Genomic DNA, 24,705 nt, shown 5'->3' with positions numbered 1-24,705 from the left:
ACTACGACAAGATGGATAGGCAGACTCTCTCGAGGATCGACCTCACGCTCACGCAATTCGAGCGTAGAGTTTCCGAACAGGAATGGCGTCAGATTCGTCTACGACAGATCGGTTGCAATAGTAAAGCGTGCATGGCATTGATTCACGAATTGCAAAACAGCCTGAGATGCCTCCGGCGATATCGATTCGCTGTCGGACAAGACTTCGGGCGCCCCGATGATGACGCGGGTTCATGCTGGATTCAGGCCCCTTGACGCTTCCCATTCGGTCCGTCATCGCGGTCCCGGGCGCACGGGTTGCTGATCGACACACCAGTGCTGACCACTCCCTGTTGCAGGAAGAACGCCATGAATCGCAAATTACGATCGGGAATGATCCACACGCTCGCGTGCGTCTCGCTGTCGGGCGTCACGCTCGCAAACGCCCAGCAAAACGGTGCGCCGCCAGGCCATTCCACATCGGGAAACCAGGCATCCGGGAAATCCGCGGGTGTTGCCGGCGGCGCGGGCGCCGCGGGCCAGTCGGGCACGGACCCGGCCACGCTTAGCCGCATGGAAGAAGAGCGCGTGCAGAAGAACAACGCGCAATCCGCGACGAAGGGCGCATCGAATCCCGGCGCGGGCAAGCGCAAGGACTGGAAGGAGTGACGGCCCGCGTAACGGAGGATCAGGAGCGCGCGCGTCTGCGCAGGCGCATCGGCGCCGATCTGTGGCGCGCGGTGTGGGCCTGGCGCTATCAGACCGCCGCGGCGGTCGCGCTGATGATCGGCGCGCGGCTCGCGGTGGTCGGGGTGCCGCTGATGCTCAAGCGCGTCATCGACGAGTTCAGCCATCCCGCATCGAGCGTCGTCTTTCCGGTCTTTCTCGTCCTCGCCTACGTCCTGCTGCGCTATCTCGGCGATGTGCTCAACGAAGCGCGCGACGTCGTCTTCAGCATCGTCACGCAGCGCACGGTCGCGTCGTTCACCGAGCGCACGTTCGCGCATCTTCATGCGCTCGGCGCGCGCTTTCATGCGCGGCGCGAAACCGGCGCGGTCGTGCGCGACGTGCAGAAGGGCGCGGACGGCATCGGCTTTTTGCTCGGCACATCGCTCTTCACGATCGTGCCGGTGATGATCGAGATCGGCACGATCGTCGCGGTCATGGTGCATGCGTATTCGCTGGAATTCATGGCGATCATCGGCGCGACGTTCGTGCTGTATTCGGTGTGGACGGTCATCTTCACGCGCTTTCGCATGCGCTTCCAGCGCGCGGTGAACGGCCTCGAAGCACAATCGGACGGCCGTCTCGTCGACAGCCTGCTCAACTACGAAACGGTGAAGTTCTTCGCGAGCGAAAGCATCGAAACGCGGCGTCTTTCGAGCGTGCTGGAGCAGTGGGTGCATGCGCGCATCGCCAATCAGCGCGCGCTCACGCTGCTGCATGTCGGGCAGAGCACGATCATCACGATCGGCATTGCGGCGGTGATGTTGCGCGCGGCGCAACACGTCGTCGCGGGCACGATGAGCGTGGGCGATCTCGTGCTCGTCAACGCGTATATCGTGCAGGTGTGCAATCCGCTCAACACGCTCGGCTTCGTGTTTCGCGAGACCAACGACGCGATGGTCAACGTCGAGCGCATGTTCAACATTCTGCTGTCGCGCGGCCGCGTGCGCGAGGATGTCGATGAAGCGCACGCGAAGCCGCTCGTCGTGACGGCGGGCGAGATCGAGTTCGATCATGTCGAGTTCGGCTACGATCCGGCGCGGCAGATTCTGCGCGATGTCGATTTTCGCGCGCATCCGGGCAAGAAGCTCGCGGTCGTCGGCGGCAGCGGATCGGGCAAGTCGACGCTCGTGAAGCTGCTGTTCAGGCTCTACGAGCCGACGGCGGGCGCGATACGCATCGACGGTCAGGACATCTCGCAGGTCACGCAGAACAGCCTGCGCGCGACCATCGGCATCGTGCCGCAGGACACCGTGCTCTTCAACGACACGATCGCCTACAACATCGGCTATGGGCGTCCCGGCGCGACGCGCGCGGACATCGCGCGGGCGGCCCGCGCGGCGCAACTCGACGGCTTCATCGAGCGTCTGCCGGACGACTACGAGACGCGCGTCGGCGAGCGCGGCGTGCGGCTCTCCGGCGGCGAGCGTCAGCGCATCGCGATTGCGCGGGCGATACTCAAGAATCCGCGCATCATCGTGTTCGACGAAGCGACGTCCGCGCTCGATACGCGCTCCGAACGCGCGATCCAGAACGAGCTCGACAGGCTCGCGGAGGGCCGCACGTCGATCGTCATCGCGCACCGGCTGTCCACTGTCGTCGATGCCGACTGGATTCTCGTGATGGAGCATGGACGCATCGTCGAGCAGGGACAGCACGACGAACTGCTCGCGCGCGATGGCGTGTACGCGCGCATGTGGTCGCTGCAATGGCAGCAGGGCGAGCTGAAGCACGCGCAACGCAAGGTGTCCGCGACGGCGCTCGGACTGGATGCGCTCGTCGCAGGCGTGGTCGATGCGCTGCACGACGAGATCGTCACGCGCGGCGTGAATCTCTACACGGTCATCAGCGATCCGGGTTTGCGCGTCTCGGGCGATGCCAGCGTGCTGCAGCAGATCGTGGCCGATCTGTGCCGTTCGCACATGAGCTCGGCGGCGCGCGGCGAGCGCATCGAACTGCGCGTGTTCCGCGAAGACAATCACGCGAATCTCACGGTGATCGGTCAGCGCGCGAGTCCCGCCGATCTGTCTTCGCAGCAGATGCGGCGGCTCGAATCCGCATTGAACGAAATGGGCGGCGGCTTCACGGTGCGCTATATCGACGAGCATGTCGCGTATGTCGCGACGATGCCGCTGCGTCCCGTGCTCGACGATCCGCAAGCGTCCGAAGCCACGCATGACGATGCATTGGCCGGCATCACCGTGATGGTGCTCGACGATCAGGAAGACGCGCGCGATGCGCTCGAAGCCGTGCTCGAATCGGTGGGCGCGCGCGTCATGTCTTGCGCATCGGGCGATGAAGCGCTTGCGCGTCTGCGCGAACTGCCCGGCGCGCAGTGGCCGGACGCGCTTCTGTGCGACATCGTGCTAGGCGGCGAACAGAACGGCTACGACGTGCTGCGACTCATTCGCGAGGAAGAGTCGCGCCGCGGCGCGTCGCTGTCCGAACGCATGCCCGCGATCGCGCTGACGGGACACACGCAGGCGGATGCACGTTCGCGCGCACAGGCCGCGGGCTTTCAGGCGCATCTGACGAAGCCGGTCGCCGCGCCGAAGCTGATCGCGACGATCGGCGACGTGACGGCGCGCACATCGCTTCGATGAGGGCGGCGCGAGCGCGCGTTCGAATGTGACCGATGCAATGCTGCGCCGTTGAACGGAAGCATCAACCTGACGTGGCGATATTGAGCGCGTGACGTCCCTGCATCGCCTCGATGACGCCACGGAAATGCTGCGCCGTGCGACGCAGGCCTTCGTCGAGAGGCGTCGTCGGTGTCCAGCCGAGGGCATCGCGTGCGAGCGCGATATCCGGCTGACGATGCCACGGATCGTCCATCGGCAAAGGCTTGAACACGATCTCCGATGACGATCCCGTCAATTCGATGATGCGCCGCGCGATCTCGAGCATCGAAAGCTCGTGCGGATTGCCGAGATTGACGGGTCCGGTGAGTTCATCGGGCGTGTCCATCAGGCGGATGAATGCGTCGACCATATCGTCGACATAGCAGAAGGAGCGCGTCTGCGAGCCTTCGCCGTACACGGTGATCGGCTCGCCCGAGAGCGCCTGCATCATGAAGTTGGAGATCACGCGTCCGTCCGACGGATGCATGCGCGGCCCGTACGTGTTGAAGATGCGCGCGATCTTGATCGACAGTCCGTGCTGCCGCCGATAATCCATGAAGAGCGTTTCGGCGCAGCGCTTGCCTTCGTCGTAACACGAGCGCGGACCGATCGGATTCACGTTGCCCCAGTACGCTTCCTGTTGCGGATGCACATGCGCGTCGCCATACACTTCGCTCGTCGATGCCTGGAAGATGCGCGCATGCACGCGCTTCGCAAGCCCGAGCATGTTGATCGCGCCGTGCACGCTGGTCTTCGTCGTCTGCACCGGATCGTGCTGGTAATGAATCGGCGAAGCGGGGCAGGCGAGGTTGTAAATCTCGTCCACTTCGACGTAAAGCGGAAATGTCACATCGTGCCGCATCAGTTCGAAATTCGGGCTGTCGAGCAGATGCGCGATGTTGTCCTTCGTGCCGGTGTAGAAGTTATCGACACACAGCACATCGTGCCCGAGCGCGAGCAGCCGCTCGCACAGATGCGAGCCGAGAAAGCCCGCGCCGCCCGTCACCAGAATTCGCTTTCTATAGGCTTCTCTCATGTCGCCTTCATCCTTTCGATGTGTGTGCTAACTGCATACGAAGCGCAGCGTTTCGTCCCAGTCGCGGGCGAAGCGCGCGATATTGAATCGTTCGAGCGCGGTGCGCCGCGCGCCTTCGCCGAGACGCCGCGCGTCGGCGGGATCGCGCAGCAGGTGCTGCATCGCGTCGATGAGCGCCTGCGTGTCGGTATGCACGTAGCCGCTTTCGCCGTTGCGGATCACGGTGGCGAGTTCGGTCGTCGCGAGACCGATGATCGGCATGCCGATCGTCATCGCTTCGACGATGGCGAGCCCGAGGCTCGTCCAGCGAATCGGATTGAAGAAGAAGCGATAGCGCGCGCTGAACGCCGCAAGCTCCAGATTGCCGATCTCGCCGATGCCGCCCGCCGACTGCGCATCCATGCCGACGAGATCAAGCGGCACGCGCGCGGCCGCTTGTGCATAGACATCGTTGCCGAGCCGCCTGCCGCGCTGGCGCAGATGATTGATCACCGCGATGCCGCGTTCGAGTTCGCCGCTATAGCGCACGCCTTCGGGCACGATCACGCCGTGTTCGATGACGCGCGTCGGCGTTTCGCCGCTGTCCCACATCAGCTTGTTGAAGTGCGTGACGTGCACGAGCAGCGTGTCGCGTTCCTGCACCCAGTGCTTCTGTTCGAAGGGGTTTTCCTGCGGCGGATCGTGCTCGATGTAGACGCGCGGCAGCCGGCGTTGCGCGTCGCTCAGCAGATTGATGCGGTCGTCGTCCCATTGACGCTTGTGCTGAAAGAGCACGACATCGAAGGATTGCGACTGCACTTCGCTCGCCGGAATTTCATGCACGTTCGGGCCGAAGGGCAACGCACCCGCCGTGCCCGCATAGCCCGGCGGATAACCGGGGCGCGTGACGAGATAGAAGTCGTGCGGCGCCTGGCTCAGATAGTAAAGATAATTGCCGTGAATATGCCAGGTAAGCACGCGCAGACGCCGGGAACTAGTCGTGGGCATGAAGAAGCGTCTCCTCTCGGACGGTCGATTCAAGCTGGGCGAATGCCGTGTCGATCACGGATTGCACGCTTATGTTCATCGCGCATTCATGACCGTAAGGGCACTCGCGAAACGCGCACGGACGGCACGAGGGCCAGTCCGCGAGCACGCGATGACGCGCGTGATCGAGCGGCGCCCAGCGACGTGTATCGCTGCCCGACGCGACGACGACACTCGGCGTGCGCATCGCTGCGGCGACATGCGAAAGCCCCGTGTCATTGCATACGATGAGCCGCGCCTTCGCGACGAGCGCCGCGAGCGAGCCGAGCGACGTGCGGCCGGCGAGATCGATGCCGGCACCTTGCGCAACGCGCGCCGTCAACGGGGCTTCACCCGCGCTGCCTGTGACGGCGACTTGCCAGCCGCGCCGCGACAACGCGCGCGCCACGTCGGCGAAGCGCTCGACGGGCCATCGACGGGAAGGCAGCTGCGCGCCCGGATGCACGAGCACGAGCCGCTCGCTATCGAGCGCGCAAGCTTCGATCAGCGCATCGCATTCGCGATTGTCGGCATCGGTCAGCGGAATCTCGAGATCGAGATCGCCTGCGTCGATGCCGAGCCGCTGCATGAGCGCGGTGTATCGCGCGGATTCGGGCAGATCGTCGGGCCATGGCATGAAGACGCCTTTACGCATGGCTTCGTCCGGCTTCAGAAAGCCCGCGTTCAGACGCGCGCCGATGCCTTCGACGATATCGTTCGCCACGCCGCCGCTTCCATGCAGTTGAATCGCGAGATCGAAGCGACGTGCGCGCATCGCTTGATGAAAACGAGGCAGATGCGCATCTGTTTCCTGCTGCTCGGGAAAACCGATAGCGCCGGGAAACACGATAAGTTCATCGACGAGATGCGCGTATCGTTCGACGAAACTCGCCGCCCAAGGCAGACCGATAAGCGCGATATGTGCTTGCGGATAGGCGCGGCGCAGTGCACGCAACGCAGGCACGGCGCACAACATGTCGCCGAGCTGCAATGCGCGAAAGATGACGATGCGCTCGACGTTCATAGAAAGAAGACCCTGAACTTGAACGCGCCGCGTATGCGCCAGTAGATCGACAGATACGGAATGATCGCCGACGTCCACAGCATTTCCGCGACGTGCGACGGCGTGCGCGCAGTCGTCTTCAATCGTTGCATGCTGAACCATATGGTCATCGCGGCCCAGGCAAGCAATGCGAGCGACCCGGTGCGCGGCGCGTGTGCTGCGAACGATCCGATCGCAACGACGAGCGCCGCGAGCATCGCGTAGTACAAAAGCGGCGGATTGCGGCGGATGCGCGTGCGAAACATCGCGGGATACTTTTTGTAGAGCAGTGCATCGAACTGGCTCTTCTTCTGCTGCAATATGCTCACGCCCCAGCGCGCAGGGCGCACCGGATGCAGCACGGTTGCGTCTTCCGCACGCGCGATGACGAGCCCCGCCTTGATCAGCGCGAATTGCAGATCCGAGTCCTCGCGCCACGCCGCCGTAAAGCGCGCATCGAAGCCGCCCGTACGTTCGAGTGCGGCGCGCGTGACGAAGGTGTTCGCCGTCGCGAATTCGGCGCTGGCGAGTCCGGCGGCGTCGCGTTCGTAATCGGTCGGGCGTGGTCCCAGCGGCACGACGATGCGGCCCGACACGGCATCCGCGCCCGCATCGAGCGCACGCATGCCATTGGCGATCCAGTTCGGATCGGGAATGGTGTCGTCGTCGGTGAAGGCGATGCGCCGCGCAAGCGATGCGCGCCAGCCCGCGTTGCGCGCGCCCGCCGGACCCTGCGTCGCGGTGACGGGAACGTAGCGGATCAACGGGCCGCGCCGCGCACGCGATTGCGACAGGCGCTGCACGCATGCCTTCGTCGCTTCGTCGGGGCCGTCGTCGCATACGATGATCTCGTAGCGCGCCGGATCGTAGGTCTGCGCCGCGAGCGCCAGCACGCAGCGTTCGAGCATCGCGGGGCGGCGATACGTCGGCACGACCACGGTCACGTCCGGGATGAAATCGCCGCGCGGTATCGCGGGTGCATCGGCCGCGCTCATCGCGCCGTGATCGAAGAGTTCGGCGTAGGTGCTCATGCGTGCGCGCCCGGCTTTTCGACAAGGAACGAGCCGATCACGAGCGCATCGAGCGGCGACGTCCAGAACGATTCGAGTGCGTCGCGCGGCGTATTCACCATCGGCTCGCCGCGCGTATTGAACGATGTATTGACGAGAACCGGCACGCCCGTGCGCGCCTTGAACGCCGCGAGCAGATCGTAGTAAAGCGGATGCTGCGCGCGATTGACGGTCTGCACGCGCGCGGTGCCGTCGATATGCGTGACCGCGGGAATGCGCGTCTTCATGTCGTCGCGCACGTCGAACACGAAGAGCATGAACGGCGCGACGCGTGCATCGACGAACCAGTCGGCTGCGTGCTCTTCCATCACGACGGGCGCAACCGGACGAAAGTCCTCGCGATCCTTGATCTCGTTGAGGCGCGCCTGCATGGACGCATCGATGGGCGATGCCAGAATCGAACGCGCGCCGAGCGCACGCGGGCCGAACTCGGTGCGTCCCTGATACCAGCCGATGACGCGGTTCTGCGCGAGAATGTCCGCCGTTTCTTCGGCGATATTCGTGAGCTTGCGATACGGCGCGCGCGTCCACTTGAGGAAGGTTTCGATCTCGTCGTCATCGAACGACGGTCCGAGATATGCGTGATCCATGCGCCATTTTCGACCGCGATCGCCGGTCTTCGCGCGTTGCTGATAGTCGGTCCACAAGGCAGCGCCGAGCGCCGTGCCCGCATCGCCGGCGGCGGGCTGAACCCAGATTTCATCGAACGGTCCGCGATCGCGCAGGCGCGCGTTCATCACGCAGTTGAGCGCGACGCCGCCCGCCATCGCGAGATTCTTCAGACCCGTACGTTCGTGCAGCCACTTCGCGAGTTCGAGCGCGGTCTCTTCCAGAACGACCTGCAATGAATGCGCGATATCGAAATGATGCTGCGTGAGCGGGCCGCCGCGTTCGCGCGCGGGACCGAAGCGCTCGACGAGACGCGGCGCATCGACGGTATAGCTGCCGTCGCGGCGATACTTCACGATCTCGCGAAACTGATCGACATACGCGGGCTTGCCGAACGACGCGAGCGCCATCACCTTGTACTCGTCGGACGAGTGCAGGAAGCCGAGATAGCCCGTCACCGTTTCATAGAGCAGGCCGAGCGAGTGCGGCAGTTCCACTTGCTTGATGCGCGTGTATTCGCCATTCACGAATTGCCCGAGACTCGTCGTGACGCCTTCGCCGCGACCGTCCATCGTAAGTACGGCGGTGTCGTCGAAAGGTGCGGCGAGAAACGCGCTCGCTTCGTGACAGAGATGATGATCGACGTTATGCCACGCGAAGCGCGGGGCGCGTCCGCCGCTTAGGAAACGCCGCTTCAGGTGATGCGGCGCGCCGTCGATCAACTGACCCTTCGCATTGACGATATAGCTCAGGAACAGCGGATCCCAGGGCGATTCGGACGGGTTCGTCATCGCTTGCGCCGAGGGCATCATCGGCAGGGATATGTTCGCGTTTGCGTCCTTCGGCATGCCGGAAAACAGATGCGGATCGTACGAATACGCGATGTGATCCACATCCGCGAGTTCGATGCCCGCTTCCTTCAGGCAATAGTCGATTGCATCGAACGGAAGCTGCCATGTGGAAAACGGCACCGGCCGTTTCGCATGCTTGACGTGCGTGAAGCGCTCGTCCTCGGCCGCCGCGATGACGACGCCGTCCTTGACCAGCGCCGCGGCGCTGTCGTGATAAACCGCGTTGATTCCAAGTGTGTACATAGCTTAGCTTGCCTGTGTTATCGGATGGACGGGCGATGCATGTTCTTCTTCGATGAGCTCGAGCGCGGCGGAGACAACCTCGTCTACCTCGACGCCGACAAGGCACGCGTGATGGCCTTCGGGACACACGCTGCGATAGCACCAGCGGCACGAGACATCGTGATACAGCACGCGATGCGATGTTTGCCACGGCATGTGCTGCGGATTCGTGAGTGCGTAGAGATCCACGACGGGCGCGCCCAGCGCGGATGCGAGATGCACCGGTCCGCTGTTGTTCGAGATGAGAACGCGAGCGCGCTGGATGAGCGCGGCGAGTTCGCCGAGTTCGAGCACGCCGGACAGATCGTGCGCGTAGGGACTCGTGCCGCAGGCGGCGCGGCACAAGTGACTTTCGCTTCGCGAGCCCGTCACGAGAATCGGCCATTCCAATTGAGCGCCGAGACGTTCGATCGTTTCGGCGAAGCGTTCGACGGGATAGCGGCGCGATTCCGCGCTCGCACCCGGATGCACGACGATGAACGGTGCGTCCATATCGACATCGCGGGCGATGAGCTTTTGCGTCAGCGAGTCGATATCGGCGGGGCGCACGGAGAAGCGCATGCGCGTGTCGTCGGCTTTCGCACCGACTCTTGCGACGAGAGCGAGTTGCCGCTCCACTTCATGCCGTGTGCCGTGCTGCGGTTCAGTCTCCTGAACCCAGTCGGTGAGCAAACCATACGGATTCTCGCGGCAATGCGCGAGCCGCAGCGGAATGCCGGCGAGATGACACAACATGGCCGCGGGCAGCGGATTCTGGCTGTAGACGCTGAAGATCACCGCTGCATCGAAATGCGCCGATGCAAGGCGCGCACGCATGGCGAGATCGGCGAGGGCGTCGATGGGCGCATCCTGCTTGACCCACGGCGCGTCGTATTCGATCACATCGTCGATTGCATCGATGAAAGGCGCCGTCGCCTTGCCCGCACGCGATGCGAGCAAGGTCAGATGCCTGCCCGGCTGCGCGGCGCGTAACGCGTGCAGCGCGGGCGTCGTCATCAGCACGTCGCCGAGATTGTCGAGACGGATGCAGAGAATGCGCTTGACATCCGCGCCCCATTCGCGCGCCTGGCTCGCGGCGCTCTTGCGCGCATGCGCTTCGACGACGGGTGCAAGCATGGGCTTCATGCGGGACACTCCGCATTGACGACTGCAATCGCCGCCTCGTACAGGTCCTTCGCGACGATATCCGGCTCGCGTCCAACGCCTTTGAGCCATTCGGTTTCGTTGCCGTTATCGATCAGCGCACTGCGGCAGCCCGCGCGATGACCGGCTTCGACGTCATCGAGAATGTCGCCGATGAACCAGCTCTGCGAAAGATCGATGCCATGCTCGCGCGCCGCACGCAACAGCAGGCCGGGCGCGGGCTTGCGGCATTCACACGCGCGCGTGAATTCAGGCACGACGCCCCGCGGATGATGCGGGCACCAGTAAATGCCGGCGAACGACGCGCCCGCTTCGGCTGCGAGTTCACGCAAACGCGCTTCGACGCGATCGAGTGCCTGCAAGTCGAACTTGCCGAGCGCGACGCCGCTCTGATTGCTGATTACGAAGATCGGCAGTTCGAGCCACGAAAACAGGCGCAACGCGTCGAGCGCGCCCGGCGCGAGGCGCATCTTCAGCGGATCGACGTTCCAGGGCACATCGTCGAGCAAGGTGCCGTCCTTGTCGATGAAGATCGCAGGCCGCAGTGGTTGCGTCATCGTGCGGCTCCGCCCATGGCAACGCGCGCGGCGGCTTGTCCTTCCTCGCCCGCAAGTCGCGCGTAGACCTGTGCGAGCGCCTGCGCGACGCTCGACCATGTGAACATTGCGTTCGCGCGGGCGAGGCCCGCTTCGCCCATTCGCGTGGCGAGCGCGGCATCTCGCTTGAGCGCGACGAGCGCATCCGCGAGCGCGGCCGGATTCTTCGGCGGCACGAGCAAGCCGGTTTCTCCGTGCGCCACCGAGTAGCGAATGCCGCCGACAGCAGCACCGATGACGGGCCGCCCGCAAGCCATCGCCTCCAGCGGCGTGATGCCGAACGGCTCATACCACGGCGTCGTCACGAAGACATCGGCTGCGTTATAGAAGTGCTTCAGTTCACCTCGTCCATGACGGCCCACGAAGTGAACATGCTCTTCGATGCCGCATTCGCGCGCGACCCCGCGCAGCCTGCCGATCTCCGGCGTCGCGTTCTCGTTCGCTTCGTCGGAATTGCCGCCCGCCACATAAAGCTCGGCACTTTCGCCATGCTCACCGTGTAGCATGCCGAGCGCGCGCACGACATTGTCGACGCCCTTGCGCGGCACCATGCGCCCGAGTTGCAGCACGATGAACCGGTCTTGCGGCCAGCCGAGACGTTCTCTCGCTGCCGCCTTGTCTAGCGGATGGAACTCCGCGCGATCGAAGCCGCACGGCACGAGGTCGATGCGCGCGGGATCGGCGTCGTACAGATGAATCAGATCGTTCTCGTCCTGGGGACATTCGGCGATGACCGAATCGGAGCGCCTGACGAGCTCGTCTTCGATATCGAAGCGCGCATCGGGAAAGCCGTCCGATTCGCCTTGATGCAGGCGTCGCACGCGCCCCAGCGCATGAAACGTCGTGACGAGCGGCACGCCGAGCGCGTCCTTGATGCGCAGACCCACGAGGCCCGACATGAAGAAGTTCGCGTGCACGATGTCATACGGTTGCGCTTCCTTCTTCATGAAGTCGATCATGAAGCCGGCGAACGCATCCATATGCGGCAGAAGCTGTTCCTTCGGTAACTGCACGGGCGGACCGGCCGGTACATTTATCACGCGGATGTTTTCGAAGCGCGAGACGAGCGGCAATAACGAACGGTCGCAACGCGTGAACACATCGACGTCGTGACCGATGCGAACGAGCTGACGCGCGACATTCGCCACATAGATGTTTTGCCCGCCGCTGTCTACGCCACCCGCGATCGCCAACGGCGATGCGTGCTCACTGATCAATGCGATTTTCACGGAAGTCCCCTTATCTTGCGATCCCAATGTGCGTGTGCGCGGCGCGCCATCGCGTGGATCAGTCACCAGCGTTCAGCATTCCCTGTGCCACTCATTGTCGAACTGGCGAGAACTGCGAAACGATTTGCGGTTCGATGCGGGACGAACCAAATTTCGTTTGGTTCGTCCCGCGATGCACGCGTTTTTACGTGGGGCGTGTAGAACCGAAAGACGCCGACGATTTCGTTCGCCTGGCGCGGCGCAAATCGTCTTCGCGCACGACGCGGCGCATGTCCTGGACGCGCGAGGGGATCACGCGGCGCCTGGTCATCGCCCATGCGATGCCGCTTCCGAGGATCGGTAAATCGCGCATCAGCGTGCGCTCGCGCCATGCCACGAGGAAGGCTTTTCCGGTGGCGTGAAGGGCTTGGTCGAATGGCAGGCGCATCCATGCGACCCACGCGGCGTTGCGCGCGAGGAGCCTGCGCCGTTGTGCGCTGTCGCGCAGCGGTGAGGGATGGTGATGAAGGATGAGGTCATCCATATAGACCATCTCGTAGCCGGCGGACAGGACATCCAGCGAGACGAGCGTTTCTTCTCCGCCGATGAAAAGCCTGGCCTCGTAGCCGCCGACTTGCCGGAAGACGTCGGTGCGGAACACGCACGCGCCCGCCATGAAGCCGACGAGCGCGGGACCGGGCAAGCCGCGATGCGGCAGCGGGCTTTCGCGCATTCGTTGGCAGGTCTCGTCCGCCGCGCCGTCGGCACCGACGACGACGCGCGCGTTGAGCACCGCGACGCGCGGCGCCGCATCGAGGATCGCGACGGCGCGCGACAGCGATCCGGCGCTCCACCAGGTGTCGTCATCGCAGAATGCGACGTACTCCGTCGCGACGCGAGCGACGCCGAGATTGCGTCCGGCCGCGCCGAGATTGTCCGGCGCCACGACGAGTTCGACCGATGGAAACTGCGCCGCAATGCGCTCGGCCGTGCCGTCGGTGGACGCATTATCGACCGCTACGATGCGGATGCGGTCCGGCAGCGCGGCAAGTCTTGCGAGCGTGTCGAGCACCTGATCGGCTCTGTTGTACGTCAGCACGACGACGGTGAGCCGCGCGCGATCGGGCTCGGAAAGTGTTGCCGGTTCAGCCATGGTCGACGGCTCGCAGAGTCCAGAAGCGTTCGGGCGCGAGCACGTCGTCATAGCCGTGGGGCCCGAAGGCTTTGAGCTGACTCGCATAACATTGCACCGCGCGTTGCTTCGCTTCGATGCAGCGCGAGAGCGTGGCGGCATCGATCGGATCGAGCAGCGGCGTCGCTTCGATGCCGCTTCCGATGAGTTCGACGAGCCGTTGCTGCACGAGGCCATCCATGCGCCGATATAGACAGTCTTCGTACGCAATGCATGCCGTCGCGTCCGAAAGGCACGCCTCGCGCGCGGCCGTATGAACCAGCGCGTGGTCGGAATGAAAGAGGCCGAGCGGGATGAGGAGCGTTATGCAATCCGTCTCGCGCATCACGTCGCGAATGGCCGAAGCGATCTTGGCGGTGGTCGCGCTCGTGCCGCCTTGCGTGTATTGGGAGTCGAGAAAGCCGAGATGCACGGCGCGCGCGCCCAGGACGTGCAGCGCGGCTTTGTCTTCGACACGGCGCTCGCGCATCGCCTGATGTGCGTCCGCGAAGCCGCACTGCGCGTCCCAGTCGGTGGCGAGCGCCGTGTCCGGCGCACCCGCGAATATCGTGCAGACGGATGCGCCCGGCGACGCGGCGAGCAGGGCGCCGCAACTGAAGACGGCATCGTCGAGATGCGGGGAAATCACCAGGGTTCTTTGAGCGGAGAGAGGCATGGCCGGTTGCTTTCGATGAATCGATCCGAAGCCACTGCGCAATGTGCGTGCCTCGACGCGCCGGTCTGCAGGTAATCGTCTGATCGTGCGCGGTCGGCGCGTGTCGATTGATTAGGAACCCAAGCTAATCGCAACGCGGAGACGACTTCAGCCCATTCGCATGAAGGCACCGCCGGGGTCCGCTCCGACCCAAGCGCATCGGCCGCGATCGACGCTTAACAGGGGCGTGAGCACGCCGGCGCACAAGAAGGCGAGCCGGACGATCGTGGGCTATCTGAGATTGTCGCGCGATGCAGGGCATACGCTCAGCGCATCGCGATAACTTCAACGCCGCCGCTTCTGCTGAAGCGAAGGCGGCCGTTCGGTCAGGCTGTTCGCCGTGTCCTTGACGAGCGCGCCTGCATCGATGAACTGACGCCGGTACTCCGCCGGCGTCGTTTGCTTCGCGGCCTTGAATTGCCGATTGAAGTTGGCGACGTTCGCAAATCCCGAGCGCGCGGCGATGACCGATATCGGCAGGGACGTGTCGCCCAGCATCCGGCACGCATGGCCGATTCGTACCCGAGCGATGTATCGCCCGACGCTCTCGCCGATGTGCTGCACGAAATAGCGCGTCAAGGTGCGCTCCGAAAGGCTCGCCGCTTCGCATAGCTCCGATAGCCGGAGCGGTTCGGCAAAGCGCGCATCGATCATCGAAAGAACGCGATTGATGCGCTCGGGCTCGTGACCGGACGGCCCCGCGTTCGTCTGATTGAAAGCGCTCGGCGACGCGAGCGGATGGCCCGGCGCATCGGCGAGCGTGCACAGGACATCGAGCGCGGCGCTCAGGCGTTCGCGCGGCGCGGTCGAGAGCAACTGTCCGAGACGGCTGCGCATCCGTTCGCCGGCGGGAGGCTCGAACGCCAGCCCGCACGCCGCACGGCGCAGGAGCTTGCGAAGCGGCTCGTATTCGCGGCAGCAGTCCGCCATGCGCCGCGCCCAGTCGCCGTCGAACCAGATGACGATGGCGACTTGCGGCAACGACGAGTCGATCGACCGGTTCGACGACCACGTATGCGGCAAATCAGGCGGCACGAGGACGAGATCCTCGGCCTGATAGTCGTTCACCGAATCGCCGATATAGCGCTTGCCGTGACTGTTCATCGTCAGCGTCAGCTCGTATTCCGGATGGTGATGCCATTCGAATGGAATACGCGCGAGCCGCCGATGGTAAACCCGCACCGAACAGTCCGCGCCGAATTCGACATGCTCGTAGGCTGGTTTCATGGCCGAAAACGCAAATGAATTGCCTGAATCGTATCACCGCCGCAGACGGACGCATCATATGCTGTGTCCACGGAAATTCATGTGGAGACGATCATGGCGCTGAAAATCGATGACTTGCCGGGCGCGATCCGGCAAGCAAAAAAGGAACTGCGCGCCGCGCTGCCGAACTACCGCGAAGTGTTCGCGCAAGTCGAGCAGACGATCGGCGAGGAAGCGAAGCGGATCGCCGCGCGGCGCGATCGCGGCGAAGACGTCATTCCGGAAATTCAGTTCGCCGACATCACCGAAGGGCGCGTGAGCGGCGAGCAGATCGCGCTCGTCAAGTCGAGCGGCGCGTGCGTGATCCGCAATGTCTTTCCACGCGCACAGGTACAGCAATGGGATGAAGACATCGCGCATTACGTCGAACGAAATCGCCTCGACAAGCGCCTCGAAAACCGCGCCGAAGACAAGTACTTCGGTCAGCTGGCGTCGAGCAAGCCGCAAATCTACGGCGTGTACTGGTCGAAGCCTCAAGTGCTGGCGCGCCAGTCGGAGTCGCTGACCGCGGCGCGCGTGTTTCTCAACAAGCTCTGGCGCAACGAGAGCGAAGGACGCGTTCACTTCGACCCGGAACATGTGCCGGTTTATGCCGACCGTCTGCGCCGGCGGCCGCCCGGTTCCGCGTCGCTCGGCTTGTCGGCGCATTGCGATGGCGGCTCGGTCGAGCGCTGGATCGAAGGCAATTTCCGCAAGGTGTATCGCCACGTCTTCGCGGGCAACTGGCGCGATTACGATGCGTTCGATGCCGCTTTCCGTCCCGATGTCGAAGAGATCGCATCGCCGGCCGTGTGTTCGATGTTCCGCACGTTCCAGGGCTGGACCGCATTGACGCCGCAAGGTCCGGGCGACGGCACGCTGCAGCTCGTGCCCATCGCCAACGCGATGGTGTACATCCTGCTGCGCGCGCTTCAGGACGACGTCGCCGACGACGACCTGTGCGGCGCGATGCCCGGACGCGCGCTGTCGATCAGGCCGGAGTTTCACGCGCCGCTGTTCGAGGCGCTGTCGTCGATCCCGAAGATGGATGCGGGCGACACCGTGTTCTGGCATAGCGACGTCATTCACGCGGTCGAAGACGAACACAAGGGCGCCGGCTACAGCAACGTCATGTACATCGCTTCCGCGCCCGGATGCGCCAAAAACGACGCGTATCTGAAGCGTCAATTGCCGAGCTTCCTGAAGGGCGAAAGCCCGCCCGATTTTCCAGGCGATCATTTCGAAGTCGATTTCGAAGGCCGCGCGACGCCCGACGACCTGACGCCGCTCGGCAAGTCGCAACTCGGATTCGAACAGCGCGCGTGAACGCGTCGCTTCATAAATAAATAAAACCCGGAGACAAGCAATGAAACGATCAACGATGTCGGTTGCGGCAGCCGTCGCGATGTTCATCGCCGGCACGCACGCGGTATCGGCCGCCGAACAGATCTCGGTCCTGCACTGGTGGACTTCCGGCGGCGAATCGAAAGCGATCCGCGTGCTCAAGGACGACATGAGCAAGCAAGGATACGAATGGAAGGACTTCGCCGTCGCGGGCGGATCGGGCACGGCGGCCATGACCGCGCTGAAGACACAGGTGATCTCGGGCAACGCGCCCTCCGCCGCGCAGATCAAAGGACCGCTGATTCAGGACTGGGCCGATCAGGGCGTGGTCGTCACGATCGATCAGGCCGCGGCCGACTGGAAAGCGCACACGCCCGCGCAGATCGACAACGCGATGAAGTCGGGCGGACATTACGTCGCCGCGCCGTTCTCGGTGCATCGGATCAACTGGCTGTGGATCAACAAGGCGGATCTCGACAAGGTCGGCGGCAAGCCGCCCACGACGTGGCCGGAGTTCTTCGCCCTTGCCGACAAATTTCGCGCGGCGGGCATCACGCCTGTCGCGCATGGCGGTCAGCCGTGGCAGGACATGACCATCTGGGAGACGGTCGTGCTGTCGCAAGGCACGGACTTCTATCGCAAGGCGCTCATCGATCTCGATCAGAAGACGCTCACGTCGCCGCAAATGATTCAGGTCTTCGAGACGGTGCAGAAGATACGCACTTACTTCGACAAGGCCTATCACGGCCGCGACTGGAATCTCGCCACCGCGATGGTGATCTCGGGCTCGGGCGGCATGCAGTTCATGGGCGACTGGGCCAAGGGCGAATTCGCGAACGCGAGCAAGAAGGCGGACGTCGACTTCGTCTGCGCGCCCGCTCCGGGCACGTCGAACGCCTACACGTACACGGCGGATGCCTTCGTGTTCTTCCAGCAGAACGGCAAGAAGGATGCGACGCCGGGACAGATCGCGATGGCGAAGACGATCATGTCGCCCGAATTCCAGGAACAGTTCAGCCTCAACAAGGGTTCGATTCCCGTTCGCCTCGATGTGCCGATGGGCAAGTTCGACAGCTGCGCGAAGAAGTCTCGCGCGGACGAGCAGGCGACGATCAAGTCGGGCGGCTTCCTGCCTTCGCTGGCTTTCGGCGAACTTCAATCGCCGGTGACGGCGGGCGCGATCACCGACGTCGTGACGAATTTCATGAACTCGAACGAGGATGCGAAGGAAGGCGTGCGCAAGCTCGCCGCCGCCGCGAAGATCAAATAAAAGGCGCATCCGTAGCGCCGACGCCTTCATAAGAAGCCTTCCCGCCGCCCGACGGAATGTGGACTCAACGATTGTTCCCGTCTGGCACTAACTTCCTGGATTTTTCGCTGTGGATACTCGGTCATCGGTTCGCCGCTTGCGCGACGGACCGCACCGAAACGGGGAATGCCGCGCCGGCGAGCCCGATTTTCCACTTCTCCAGGAACCGTCATGAACACGATCCGCGTCTGTGGCTTGAAACGCCTGCCGGGCAAGTTGCTTAGAAAGTTCTCGCCGGCGCGCGCGCTGGCGACACTCGCCGTCGCCGTGTGCGCGTGGGGCGGCGCGCAGGCCGCGAACGCCGAAGACAAGGAAGTGACGATCGCGTATCAGCAGATCGTCGATCCCTGGGTCGTCGGCATCGCCGATGGCTCCATCGCCAAGGCGACCGGCTACAAGATCAACTGGCGGCAGTTCGAATCCGGCGCGAAGGTGGCGACCGCGATGGCCTCGGGCGACATCAAGATCGGCGTGATCGGCTCCAGCCCGCTCGCCGCCGCCGTCAGCCAGGGCGTGGACGCGCAGCTCTTCTGGATTCTCGACAACATCAACGAAGCCGAGGCGATGGTCGTGCGCAACGGCTCGGGCATCGCCAAGCCGGCGGATCTGAAGGGCAAGACCATCGGCGTCCCGTTCGTCTCGACGACGCACTATCACACGATGTTCGCGCTGCAGCACTGGGGCATCGATCCGTCGTCGGTGAAGATTCTCAACATGCAGCCGAATCAGATCGCGGCGGCGTGGGAGCGCGGCGATATCGACGCTGCCTACGTGTGGGATCCGGCGCTCTCGCAACTCAAGAAGAGCGGCAAGGTGCTGATTACGTCGGGCGATCTGTCCAAGCTCGGCAAGCCGACGTTCGACGGCATCGCGGTCGATCGTGCGTGGGGCGAAGCGCACAAGGACTTCATGGCGAAGTTCGTCAAGGCCATCTCCGATCTCGATGCGCAATACCGCAACGATCCGGCCAAATGGACCGCGCAGTCGCAGCAGGCCGCGGCCATCGCGAAGACGATCGGCGGCGCGCCGGCCGACGTGCCGGGCTCGCTTTCGCTGTATGGCTATCCGTCGGCGCAGGAGCAGGCGACGAAGCAGTGGCTCGGCGGCGGCGCATCGAGCCGCGCGGCCTTCGCGCTCAAGGACACGGCGGACTTCCTGAAGCAGCAGAAGCGCGTCGACGCCGTGCTGCCGGACTATTCGAAGTTCGTGACGGCGGAATACGTCGAAGCCGCGGAAAAACTGAAATAAGCCCGGCCGCGCGCCGCTTGCCCTTGGCACATCCGAGTCCGGAGGACATATGGGTTGCATGCAGGTGAAGAACGTGAGCGTGGTGTTTCCGGGCCGACGCCCGGGCGAGCGCGTGCAAGCGATCGACGGCATCGATCTCACTATCGGCGATGGCGAATTCGTCGTCGCGCTGGGTGCGTCGGGTTGCGGCAAGACGACGCTTTTATCGCTGATGGCGGGTTTCATCGCGCCGTCATCGGGTGAGATGCTGCTCAACGGCAGGCCGGTAGAAGGGCCGGGCGCCGATCGCGGCGTCGTGTTCCAGAAGCACGCGCTCTTGCCGTGGCTCAACGTGCTCGACAACGCGACCTTCGGCCTGAAGCTGCAAGGCGTGCCGAAGGCGCAGCGCGAGGACATCGCGAAGCGCAATCTCACGCTCGTCGGCCTTCAGGATTTTCATCGGCACATGATTTATCAGCTGTCGGGCGGCATGCAGCAGCGCGTCGGCATTGCGCGCGCGCTGACCTGCGATCCGGCGATGCTGCTGATGGACGAGCCGATGGCCGCGCTCGATGCCCTCACGCGCGAGACCATCCAGGAGCTGCTGCTCGATGTCTGGCAGCGCACGCAGAAGATGTTGTTCTTCATCACGCATAGCGTTGAGGAGGCGCTTTTTCTGGCGAGCAGGCTGATCGTGATGTCGCCGCGTCCGGGCCGCATCACGCATAGCTACGATCTCGATTTCAACCGCCGCTTCCTCGCCACACGCGATGCGCGCGCGATCAAGTCCAGCCCCGATTTCATCGAGATGCGCGAGCGGGTGCTCGGCATCATCTACGGCGACGAGCGCGCCGCTCATCATGCGGAGGAGATTCATCATGGTTAAGCGCGCATCGATGACGGTGCCCGGTCCCGCGATCGACAGCGGCATCGGCGCATCGCGGCGTCCGCCTGGCCGGCCCGCGCGGCAATCGAAGAAGAAGCCGGTGAAGCCGGGCGACACGTTCGGCGTGCCAGGCTACGGCAGCAGCTTCGCGATGAGCATCGCGACCGTCGCCGTGCTCGTGGCCGGCTGGTTTCTGATCACCGGCATGCACTGGGTCAAGCCGCTCTTTCTGCCGTCGCCGCAAGCGGTCTATGCGAAGTTCATCGCGGTGGCGAGCGATGGCTTCGCGAACTCGACGCTCGCGGAACACGTCGTCGCGAGCTTGCTGCGCGTGTTCGGCGCATTCGCGCTCGCGTGCGCGACGGCGATTCCGGTCGGCGTGATGATGGGCGTCTCGCGGCACGCGCGCGGCGTGTTCGATCCGCCGATCGAGTTTTACCGGCCGCTGCCGCCGCTCGCGTATTTGCCGCTCATCATCATCTGGTTCGGCATCGGCGAGTTCTCCAAGATCTTCCTGATCTATCTCGCGATCTTCGCGCCGCTCGCGATCGCCGCGCGCGCGGGCGTGCGCTCGGTGTCGATCGAGCAGATCCACGCCGCGTATTCGATGGGCGCGTCGCGCACGCAGGTCGTCACGCATGTGATCCTCAAGTCCGCGCTGCCGGAGATTTTCACGGGCATGCGTATCGGCATCGGCGTCGGCTGGACGACGCTCGTCGCGGCGGAGATGGTCGCTTCGACGCGCGGTCTCGGCTTCATGGTGCTCAACGCGGCCGAGTTTCTTGCGAGCGATGTCGTCATCATGGGCATCATCGTGATCGGCTTCTTCGCGCTTTGCTTCGATCTGCTGATGCGGTATCTGGAAAAAGCGATGGTGCCGTGGAAAGGCCGCGTGTGATGCCTTTCAATAGCCGATCCTGAGCGGCTCGGGATGCGTGCGGCTGATCGTGAGCGTCGCGCCGACCTTGAAGCCCGAAAGCGTGATGGATGCCGTGAACGGACGGCATCCGTTCGCCGCGTTCGGATCGAGCGCCGAATTCGCCTGGAACGACTGCGTGACGCCTTCGGCCGCGAAGTACACGGTGACGTCGTTGCCGCGTCTGACCGCGAGCGCGGCGCGCGGTCCGTTGAGCGAGTCGAGGATCGGATCGCCGCTGCAATCGGGCGATGCGAAATCGACGACCTTCGTCGCGAGCCAGTTGAAGTCGGTCGCGGAAAAGTGAAAGGTCGCGTCCTGTACGCGTGCAATGGGAATCACGGCGGTTGCGTCTCCGGCCGTCAGCGCGACGCCGTTTTGCGCGGCGAAGATCGTGAGATCGCCGATGACGTGACCGTTCGCATCGAACACCCTGACAGGGCGATGCGTTGCCTGATGCGCGAAGTCATCTGCGGGCGATGTTGTTGCGTATAGCGCGATCAGCGCTCCGATCAGCCAGTGCCTCATGTCGGTCTCCGTGCGGTCCGTGCGCGTCTTCCGTCAATTAGCCACGCGCAACGGCTCGGGATAATGCTGCGTCAGCGGATACGTGCGCTCGATGGCCCAGTAGTTGGCGCCTTGGTCAGACAGACTCGTCAGGCAGGTCGTCGCCCCGGTAGACGGATCTGTCTGCCTGAACGACCACACTTGCACGTTGCCGGACATTTGCTTGCCCGCGATATAGACGGTCACGTCGGCGCCTTCTCTGAGCGGCATCGCCGGAGCGGGGCTGCCGGCATCCGCGACGGCGACGCTTCCGGTGCAATCGTGCGATGGGTACGGCACGAACGTATAGCCGACCCATTCGTATTGCGAGGCCGAATACTGCAACGGACCGACGCGCTTGTGATTCACCGCCACGAAGACGGGCTCGCCGTCTATCGCGAGATACACGCCGTTGACGCCCGAATAAACCTCCAGCGGGCCGACGCGCTTTCCCTGTGCGTCGTACACCATCGGCTGGCGCAATGTGTTCTCGCCGGAATGCGCGCGATCGTCGCGTTTATCGCGTTCATCGCGTTCATCGGCGGCGCTCACGCTCGCGCACAGGACGAGCAGCACAACAAGCATTCGACACATGAAGCGTCTCCGTCGATCGTGCCCGATCAATATCTGATGGTGAGCGGCTCGGGATAATGAGCCGTCAGCGGATAGTTCGTCTCGGCCGTGAATGCGGGCACGGGCGCGGTCGATGGCGGCATGTGCCCGATAGTCGGCGGCGGCGTGCACTGCTTGCCGTCGAAGACCGCGACGACCTGAGCGGGCGACGAGTCCGTATCGCCCGCGATCAGGAGCGTGACGTCCGCGCCCGTTCTCATCGCGATCGACGGTCGTGGGCCGCTGCCGGGAGGAATGATCGGCGAGCCGCTGCAATCGGCGGTCGAGTAGTCGAATGGTCCGTAAGTCGACCACTGGAATTTCGCCGAGTCGTACGCTTCGCCGTTGCTGTTCAGGCGCGTGATCTGCGCGAAGACGAGCGCGCGGTCGATCGTGAGGAACACGCCGTCGTAGCCGCCGTAAGAAGCAAGGCGTCCGATAAGTTTGCCTTGTGCATCGAATACTTTCAGGGCGGGCTGGTCGCGATGTCGTCGCCAGTCCTGCCTGTCGTCTGCGTCCGCATGCAGGGACATTGCGCTCACGGCCGACAGGACCACGAAGATAAGCGACAGACGCATGAGGCGTCTCCTTCCACTGACGACGTCCGCATGGGGCTTGCGGACCGGATTCGACTGTTCAATGAGCATAGGTTCGCGATGCGCTTATTTCAAGCGCCGCGAAGTCATGGATAGCTTTGCAAATCGCCGTCGGCTCGTTCGTCTTTGAATGAGACCCGAAGGAGCACGCGATGAGCGGACGCGATTTTCTCGAACAAGGCCCTCTTGCGGCCATCGACGGGGTGAGGATCGGCGAGTTGATCGGACTCGATGGCGACGCTGCGTCCCCGTTCGTCGTCTACCCTGACCAGCCGGGGAGCGCGGCGCTCGTCGCGCGCACGGTCGTCGATCTGCGCGGCATGCATATCGGCCGTCAAGTCGCGCTGATGTTCGAAGCCGGAGACCCGACGCGCCCGATCGTCATCGGCTGTCTGATCGGATGCGAAGCCTGGCCGTTCGACGATGCGCCCGCACAGATCGATGTCGACGCCGATGGCAAGCGGCTTCTCGTGACGGCGAAGGAGCAGATGGTGCTGCGTTGCGGAAAAGCCAGCATCACGCTCACGCGCGACGGACATGTGCGCATACGCGGAAGCAGCGTGTCGAGCAGTGCGTCAGGACTGAATCGCATCATCGGCGGATCGGTGCAGATCAACTGATGCATGTCGCCGTGGACACGACGAAAGCCGACGAAGCCGAACCGGTCGCGGACTCGGCGAGCGGCGTGCTTTTCCGCGTGCTGGAGCAACATGTCGAAGACGCCGCCGCCTTGCGGCGAATCCGCTCCCGTCTCGTGCGCGCGCCGCATGTGAGGCTCTCCGATCTGACACGGCTCGACGAACGCATCGCGGCGCATCTCGACGGCATCGCCGTGGCGGGACGCGCCGGCCTGCGTTCGAGCATTCGGGCGCTGGAGCACGCGGGCAAGGGCGAACTGTTCACCGCCGCCGTCGGTTGCATCGAGGCGCGTTCGGACCCGGCGATCATGCGGCTGCTCGCTTTGAGTCAGGCCACGCCCAATGCCAGAGCGGGCTTTCATTCGGCGTTCGGCTGGGTGAGTCCGGGCCGTCTCGCCGGTGTCGTCTCGATCCTGCTCGCGTGCGACGACCCCGCCGCGCGACTGGCTGGCATCGAGGGATGTGCGCAGCATCGCGTCGATCCGAAGCGGCATCTCGACGCGGCGCTCGTTTCCGACGACGCTGTGCTGCGCGCCCGGGCGCTGCGCTGCGCGGGTGAGATCGGCCGCGTCGATCTGCTCGGAACATGTCAGGCCCATCTCGATCACGCGGACGCGTCATGCCGGTTTCATGCCGCGCGATCCGCGCTGCTGTTCGGCGATCGCGACGAGGCGCTCGAGGTCATTCGCGATATTGCGGCTACGCCATCCATGTTCGGCGACATCGCGCTCGCGCTCGCGGCGAGCGTGCTCGCGCCCGCCGATGCGCATCGATGGCTGGAGCGATTCGCTTCTAAACCGGAGAGTGCGCGCAGGCTGATTCGCGCCGTCGGTTTCACCGGCGATCCACGTTATGCGCAGTGGCTGATCGGCCGTATGGACGATGACCGCGTGGCGCGGCTCGCGGGCGAGAGCTTCAGTCTCATCACGGGAGCCGATTTCGTTCGTCTCGGGCTGGAACGCGCGCCGTTGGCATCGGGGAATTCCGGCGGCGAAAAAGATGCCGATGCCGCCGAGGAAGAGGACGACGGCGCGCCGTGGCCGGACCCCGACAAGACGCGCACATGGTGGCACGCCAACAAGGCGCGGATGCCGGGCAACGGGCGCTATCTCATGGGCGCGTTGTCGTCGAAAGCGCAGTGCATCGACGTGTTGCGCAATGGCGCTCAGCGGCAGCGCGCCGCGGCGGCCATTCAACTGCGCCTCGCCGATCCGCGCAGCGTGCTCTTCAATTGCGCAGCGCCTGCTTGGCGTCAGCGACGCGCATTGCAGGCGATGGATTGACGCTCTTTCAAAACGATTCTTCGTGCTTCGTCTTAACACTGTTCGCGATA

Annotated in this window: 23 protein-coding genes; 9 read left to right on the top strand and 14 right to left on the bottom strand. The window is 64.0% G+C overall.

The features are described 5' to 3' along the window. Positions 1 to 347: 347 nt before the first annotated feature. Entirely contained in the window at positions 348 to 647 is a 300-nt protein-coding gene (locus NCR93_RS29680) for a hypothetical protein (RefSeq protein WP_175982411.1), read from the top strand. After that, a complete protein-coding gene (locus NCR93_RS29675) occupies positions 644 to 3,307 on the top strand; it encodes an ATP-binding cassette domain-containing protein (RefSeq protein ID WP_175982412.1) in 2,664 nt (887 codons plus the stop codon). The genes NCR93_RS29680 and NCR93_RS29675 overlap by 4 nt, the downstream gene beginning before the upstream one ends. Positions 3,308 to 3,368: 61 nt before the next feature. Here NCR93_RS29675 and NCR93_RS29670 read toward each other — a convergent pair whose 3' ends face one another. The 11 genes from NCR93_RS29670 to NCR93_RS29620 form a co-directional block, all read right to left on the bottom strand. Beyond that, positions 3,369 to 4,361 (bottom strand): UDP-glucuronic acid decarboxylase family protein, encoded by a 993-nt coding sequence (locus NCR93_RS29670; protein WP_033535669.1) that lies wholly within the window; start codon positions 4,359 to 4,361, stop codon positions 3,369 to 3,371. A gap of 27 nt (positions 4,362 to 4,388) precedes the next feature. Continuing rightward, positions 4,389 to 5,348: a glycosyltransferase family 4 protein gene (locus NCR93_RS29665; RefSeq protein WP_175982413.1), complete on the bottom strand. Its 960-nt coding sequence runs from the start codon at positions 5,346 to 5,348 to the stop codon at positions 4,389 to 4,391. After that, on the bottom strand, positions 5,335 to 6,390 hold the full coding sequence (locus NCR93_RS29660) for a glycosyltransferase family 9 protein (protein WP_175982414.1): 1,056 nt from the start codon (positions 6,388 to 6,390) through the stop codon (positions 5,335 to 5,337). Before NCR93_RS29660 ends, NCR93_RS29665 begins: the two co-directional genes overlap by 14 nt. After that, positions 6,387 to 7,403, bottom strand: a complete 1,017-nt coding sequence (locus tag NCR93_RS29655; RefSeq protein WP_175982485.1) for a glycosyltransferase family 2 protein — start codon at positions 7,401 to 7,403, stop codon at positions 6,387 to 6,389. Before NCR93_RS29655 ends, NCR93_RS29660 begins: the two co-directional genes overlap by 4 nt. 32 nt (positions 7,404 to 7,435) lie before the next feature. Continuing rightward, a complete protein-coding gene (locus NCR93_RS29650; protein WP_033535668.1) occupies positions 7,436 to 9,181 on the bottom strand; it encodes a carbamoyltransferase family protein in 1,746 nt (581 codons plus the stop codon). Positions 9,182 to 9,184: 3 nt separating this feature from the next. Further along, the gene (locus tag NCR93_RS29645; protein WP_175982415.1) at positions 9,185 to 10,345 is read right to left on the bottom strand and encodes a glycosyltransferase family 9 protein; all 1,161 of its coding nucleotides are present in this window, start codon (positions 10,343 to 10,345) and stop codon (positions 9,185 to 9,187) included. Continuing rightward, a complete protein-coding gene (locus tag NCR93_RS29640; protein ID WP_008345366.1) occupies positions 10,342 to 10,920 on the bottom strand; it encodes a D-glycero-alpha-D-manno-heptose-1,7-bisphosphate 7-phosphatase in 579 nt (192 codons plus the stop codon). The genes NCR93_RS29645 and NCR93_RS29640 overlap by 4 nt, the downstream gene beginning before the upstream one ends. Next, positions 10,917 to 12,188, bottom strand: coding sequence for a glycosyltransferase family 4 protein (locus NCR93_RS29635; protein WP_008345367.1), 1,272 nt, complete (start codon positions 12,186 to 12,188; stop codon positions 10,917 to 10,919). Before NCR93_RS29635 ends, NCR93_RS29640 begins: the two co-directional genes overlap by 4 nt. Positions 12,189 to 12,372: 184 nt before the next feature. Beyond that, positions 12,373 to 13,320 (bottom strand): glycosyltransferase family 2 protein, encoded by a 948-nt coding sequence (locus tag NCR93_RS29630; protein WP_175982416.1) that lies wholly within the window; start codon positions 13,318 to 13,320, stop codon positions 12,373 to 12,375. Further along, on the bottom strand, positions 13,313 to 14,014 hold the full coding sequence (locus NCR93_RS29625; protein WP_175982417.1) for a PIG-L deacetylase family protein: 702 nt from the start codon (positions 14,012 to 14,014) through the stop codon (positions 13,313 to 13,315). The genes NCR93_RS29630 and NCR93_RS29625 overlap by 8 nt, the downstream gene beginning before the upstream one ends. A gap of 324 nt (positions 14,015 to 14,338) precedes the next feature. Continuing rightward, entirely contained in the window at positions 14,339 to 15,280 is a 942-nt protein-coding gene (locus tag NCR93_RS29620; protein ID WP_175982418.1) for a helix-turn-helix domain-containing protein, read from the bottom strand. A 93-nt stretch (positions 15,281 to 15,373) separates the two neighbouring features. Between NCR93_RS29620 and NCR93_RS29615 the strand changes: the two genes are divergently transcribed. The 5 genes from NCR93_RS29615 to NCR93_RS29595 all read left to right on the top strand — a co-directional run bounded on the left by NCR93_RS29615 (position 15,374) and on the right by NCR93_RS29595 (position 20,962). Then, the gene (locus NCR93_RS29615; protein ID WP_175982419.1) at positions 15,374 to 16,624 is read left to right on the top strand and encodes a DUF1479 domain-containing protein; all 1,251 of its coding nucleotides are present in this window, start codon (positions 15,374 to 15,376) and stop codon (positions 16,622 to 16,624) included. A 40-nt stretch (positions 16,625 to 16,664) separates the two neighbouring features. Next, the gene (locus NCR93_RS29610) at positions 16,665 to 17,912 is read left to right on the top strand and encodes an ABC transporter substrate-binding protein (protein ID WP_175982420.1); all 1,248 of its coding nucleotides are present in this window, start codon (positions 16,665 to 16,667) and stop codon (positions 17,910 to 17,912) included. A gap of 210 nt (positions 17,913 to 18,122) precedes the next feature. Beyond that, entirely contained in the window at positions 18,123 to 19,199 is a 1,077-nt protein-coding gene (gene tauA / locus NCR93_RS29605) for a taurine ABC transporter substrate-binding protein (RefSeq protein ID WP_008345373.1), read from the top strand. A 49-nt stretch (positions 19,200 to 19,248) separates the two neighbouring features. After that, positions 19,249 to 20,064, top strand: a complete 816-nt coding sequence (locus NCR93_RS29600; RefSeq protein ID WP_175982421.1) for a taurine ABC transporter ATP-binding protein — start codon at positions 19,249 to 19,251, stop codon at positions 20,062 to 20,064. 10 nt (positions 20,065 to 20,074) lie between these two features. Then, on the top strand, positions 20,075 to 20,962 hold the full coding sequence (locus tag NCR93_RS29595; protein WP_200889158.1) for an ABC transporter permease subunit: 888 nt from the start codon (positions 20,075 to 20,077) through the stop codon (positions 20,960 to 20,962). Positions 20,963 to 20,968: 6 nt separating this feature from the next. Here the strand turns inward: NCR93_RS29595 and NCR93_RS29590 are convergent, their stop codons facing one another. The 3 genes from NCR93_RS29590 to NCR93_RS29580 are packed head-to-tail and all read right to left on the bottom strand — an operon-like array spanning position 20,969 to position 22,716. Next, a complete protein-coding gene (locus tag NCR93_RS29590; RefSeq protein ID WP_175982422.1) occupies positions 20,969 to 21,508 on the bottom strand; it encodes a hypothetical protein in 540 nt (179 codons plus the stop codon). A 33-nt stretch (positions 21,509 to 21,541) separates the two neighbouring features. After that, positions 21,542 to 22,120, bottom strand: a complete 579-nt coding sequence (locus tag NCR93_RS29585) for a hypothetical protein (protein WP_239295326.1) — start codon at positions 22,118 to 22,120, stop codon at positions 21,542 to 21,544. Positions 22,121 to 22,146: 26 nt separating this feature from the next. Next, a complete protein-coding gene (locus NCR93_RS29580; protein WP_175982423.1) occupies positions 22,147 to 22,716 on the bottom strand; it encodes a hypothetical protein in 570 nt (189 codons plus the stop codon). A gap of 170 nt (positions 22,717 to 22,886) precedes the next feature. Between NCR93_RS29580 and NCR93_RS29575 the strand changes: the two genes are divergently transcribed. Together NCR93_RS29575 and NCR93_RS29570 are read left to right on the top strand one after the other, a co-directional pair. Continuing rightward, positions 22,887 to 23,354, top strand: coding sequence for a DUF6484 domain-containing protein (locus NCR93_RS29575; protein WP_175982424.1), 468 nt, complete (start codon positions 22,887 to 22,889; stop codon positions 23,352 to 23,354). Then, entirely contained in the window at positions 23,354 to 24,655 is a 1,302-nt protein-coding gene (locus tag NCR93_RS29570; protein ID WP_175982425.1) for a TIGR02270 family protein, read from the top strand. Before NCR93_RS29575 ends, NCR93_RS29570 begins: the two co-directional genes overlap by 1 nt. Positions 24,656 to 24,705 lie beyond the last annotated feature (50 nt).

It is taken from the genome of Caballeronia sp. ATUFL_F1_KS39, from assembly GCF_023630985.1.
Taxonomy (GTDB): domain Bacteria; phylum Pseudomonadota; class Gammaproteobacteria; order Burkholderiales; family Burkholderiaceae; genus Caballeronia; species Caballeronia zhejiangensis.
Note: the sequence above shows the minus strand (reverse complement) of the source record. Positions and strands in the feature narration are given on the sequence as shown.

Bases quoted from the DNA above. Each gene is read 5' to 3' on its own strand.
- NCR93_RS29650 (WP_033535668.1), bottom strand. From the start codon at position 9,181: ATGTACACACTTGGAATCAACGCGGTTTATCACGACAGCGCCGCGGCG.
- NCR93_RS29575 (WP_175982424.1), top strand. From the start codon at position 22,887: ATGAGCGGACGCGATTTTCTCGAACAAGGCCCTCTTGCGGCCATCGAC.
- NCR93_RS29570 (WP_175982425.1), top strand. From the start codon at position 23,354: ATGCATGTCGCCGTGGACACGACGAAAGCCGACGAAGCCGAACCGGTC.
- NCR93_RS29610 (WP_175982420.1), top strand. From the start codon at position 16,665: ATGAAACGATCAACGATGTCGGTTGCGGCAGCCGTCGCGATGTTCATC.
- NCR93_RS29660 (WP_175982414.1), bottom strand. From the start codon at position 6,390: ATGAACGTCGAGCGCATCGTCATCTTTCGCGCATTGCAGCTCGGCGAC.
- NCR93_RS29655 (WP_175982485.1), bottom strand. From the start codon at position 7,403: ATGAGCGCGGCCGATGCACCCGCGATACCGCGCGGCGATTTCATCCCG.
- tauA (WP_008345373.1), top strand. From the start codon at position 18,123: ATGAACACGATCCGCGTCTGTGGCTTGAAACGCCTGCCGGGCAAGTTG.
- NCR93_RS29645 (WP_175982415.1), bottom strand. From the start codon at position 10,345: ATGAAGCCCATGCTTGCACCCGTCGTCGAAGCGCATGCGCGCAAGAGC.
- NCR93_RS29625 (WP_175982417.1), bottom strand. From the start codon at position 14,014: ATGCCTCTCTCCGCTCAAAGAACCCTGGTGATTTCCCCGCATCTCGAC.
- NCR93_RS29580 (WP_175982423.1), bottom strand. From the start codon at position 22,716: ATGCGTCTGTCGCTTATCTTCGTGGTCCTGTCGGCCGTGAGCGCAATG.
- NCR93_RS29595 (WP_200889158.1), top strand. From the start codon at position 20,075: ATGACGGTGCCCGGTCCCGCGATCGACAGCGGCATCGGCGCATCGCGG.
- NCR93_RS29600 (WP_175982421.1), top strand. From the start codon at position 19,249: ATGGGTTGCATGCAGGTGAAGAACGTGAGCGTGGTGTTTCCGGGCCGA.
- NCR93_RS29640 (WP_008345366.1), bottom strand. From the start codon at position 10,920: ATGACGCAACCACTGCGGCCTGCGATCTTCATCGACAAGGACGGCACC.
- NCR93_RS29585 (WP_239295326.1), bottom strand. From the start codon at position 22,120: ATGTGTCGAATGCTTGTTGTGCTGCTCGTCCTGTGCGCGAGCGTGAGC.
- NCR93_RS29620 (WP_175982418.1), bottom strand. From the start codon at position 15,280: ATGAAACCAGCCTACGAGCATGTCGAATTCGGCGCGGACTGTTCGGTG.
- NCR93_RS29665 (WP_175982413.1), bottom strand. From the start codon at position 5,348: ATGCCCACGACTAGTTCCCGGCGTCTGCGCGTGCTTACCTGGCATATT.
- NCR93_RS29670 (WP_033535669.1), bottom strand. From the start codon at position 4,361: ATGAGAGAAGCCTATAGAAAGCGAATTCTGGTGACGGGCGGCGCGGGC.
- NCR93_RS29630 (WP_175982416.1), bottom strand. From the start codon at position 13,320: ATGGCTGAACCGGCAACACTTTCCGAGCCCGATCGCGCGCGGCTCACC.
- NCR93_RS29615 (WP_175982419.1), top strand. From the start codon at position 15,374: ATGGCGCTGAAAATCGATGACTTGCCGGGCGCGATCCGGCAAGCAAAA.
- NCR93_RS29590 (WP_175982422.1), bottom strand. From the start codon at position 21,508: ATGAGGCACTGGCTGATCGGAGCGCTGATCGCGCTATACGCAACAACA.
- NCR93_RS29680 (WP_175982411.1), top strand. From the start codon at position 348: ATGAATCGCAAATTACGATCGGGAATGATCCACACGCTCGCGTGCGTC.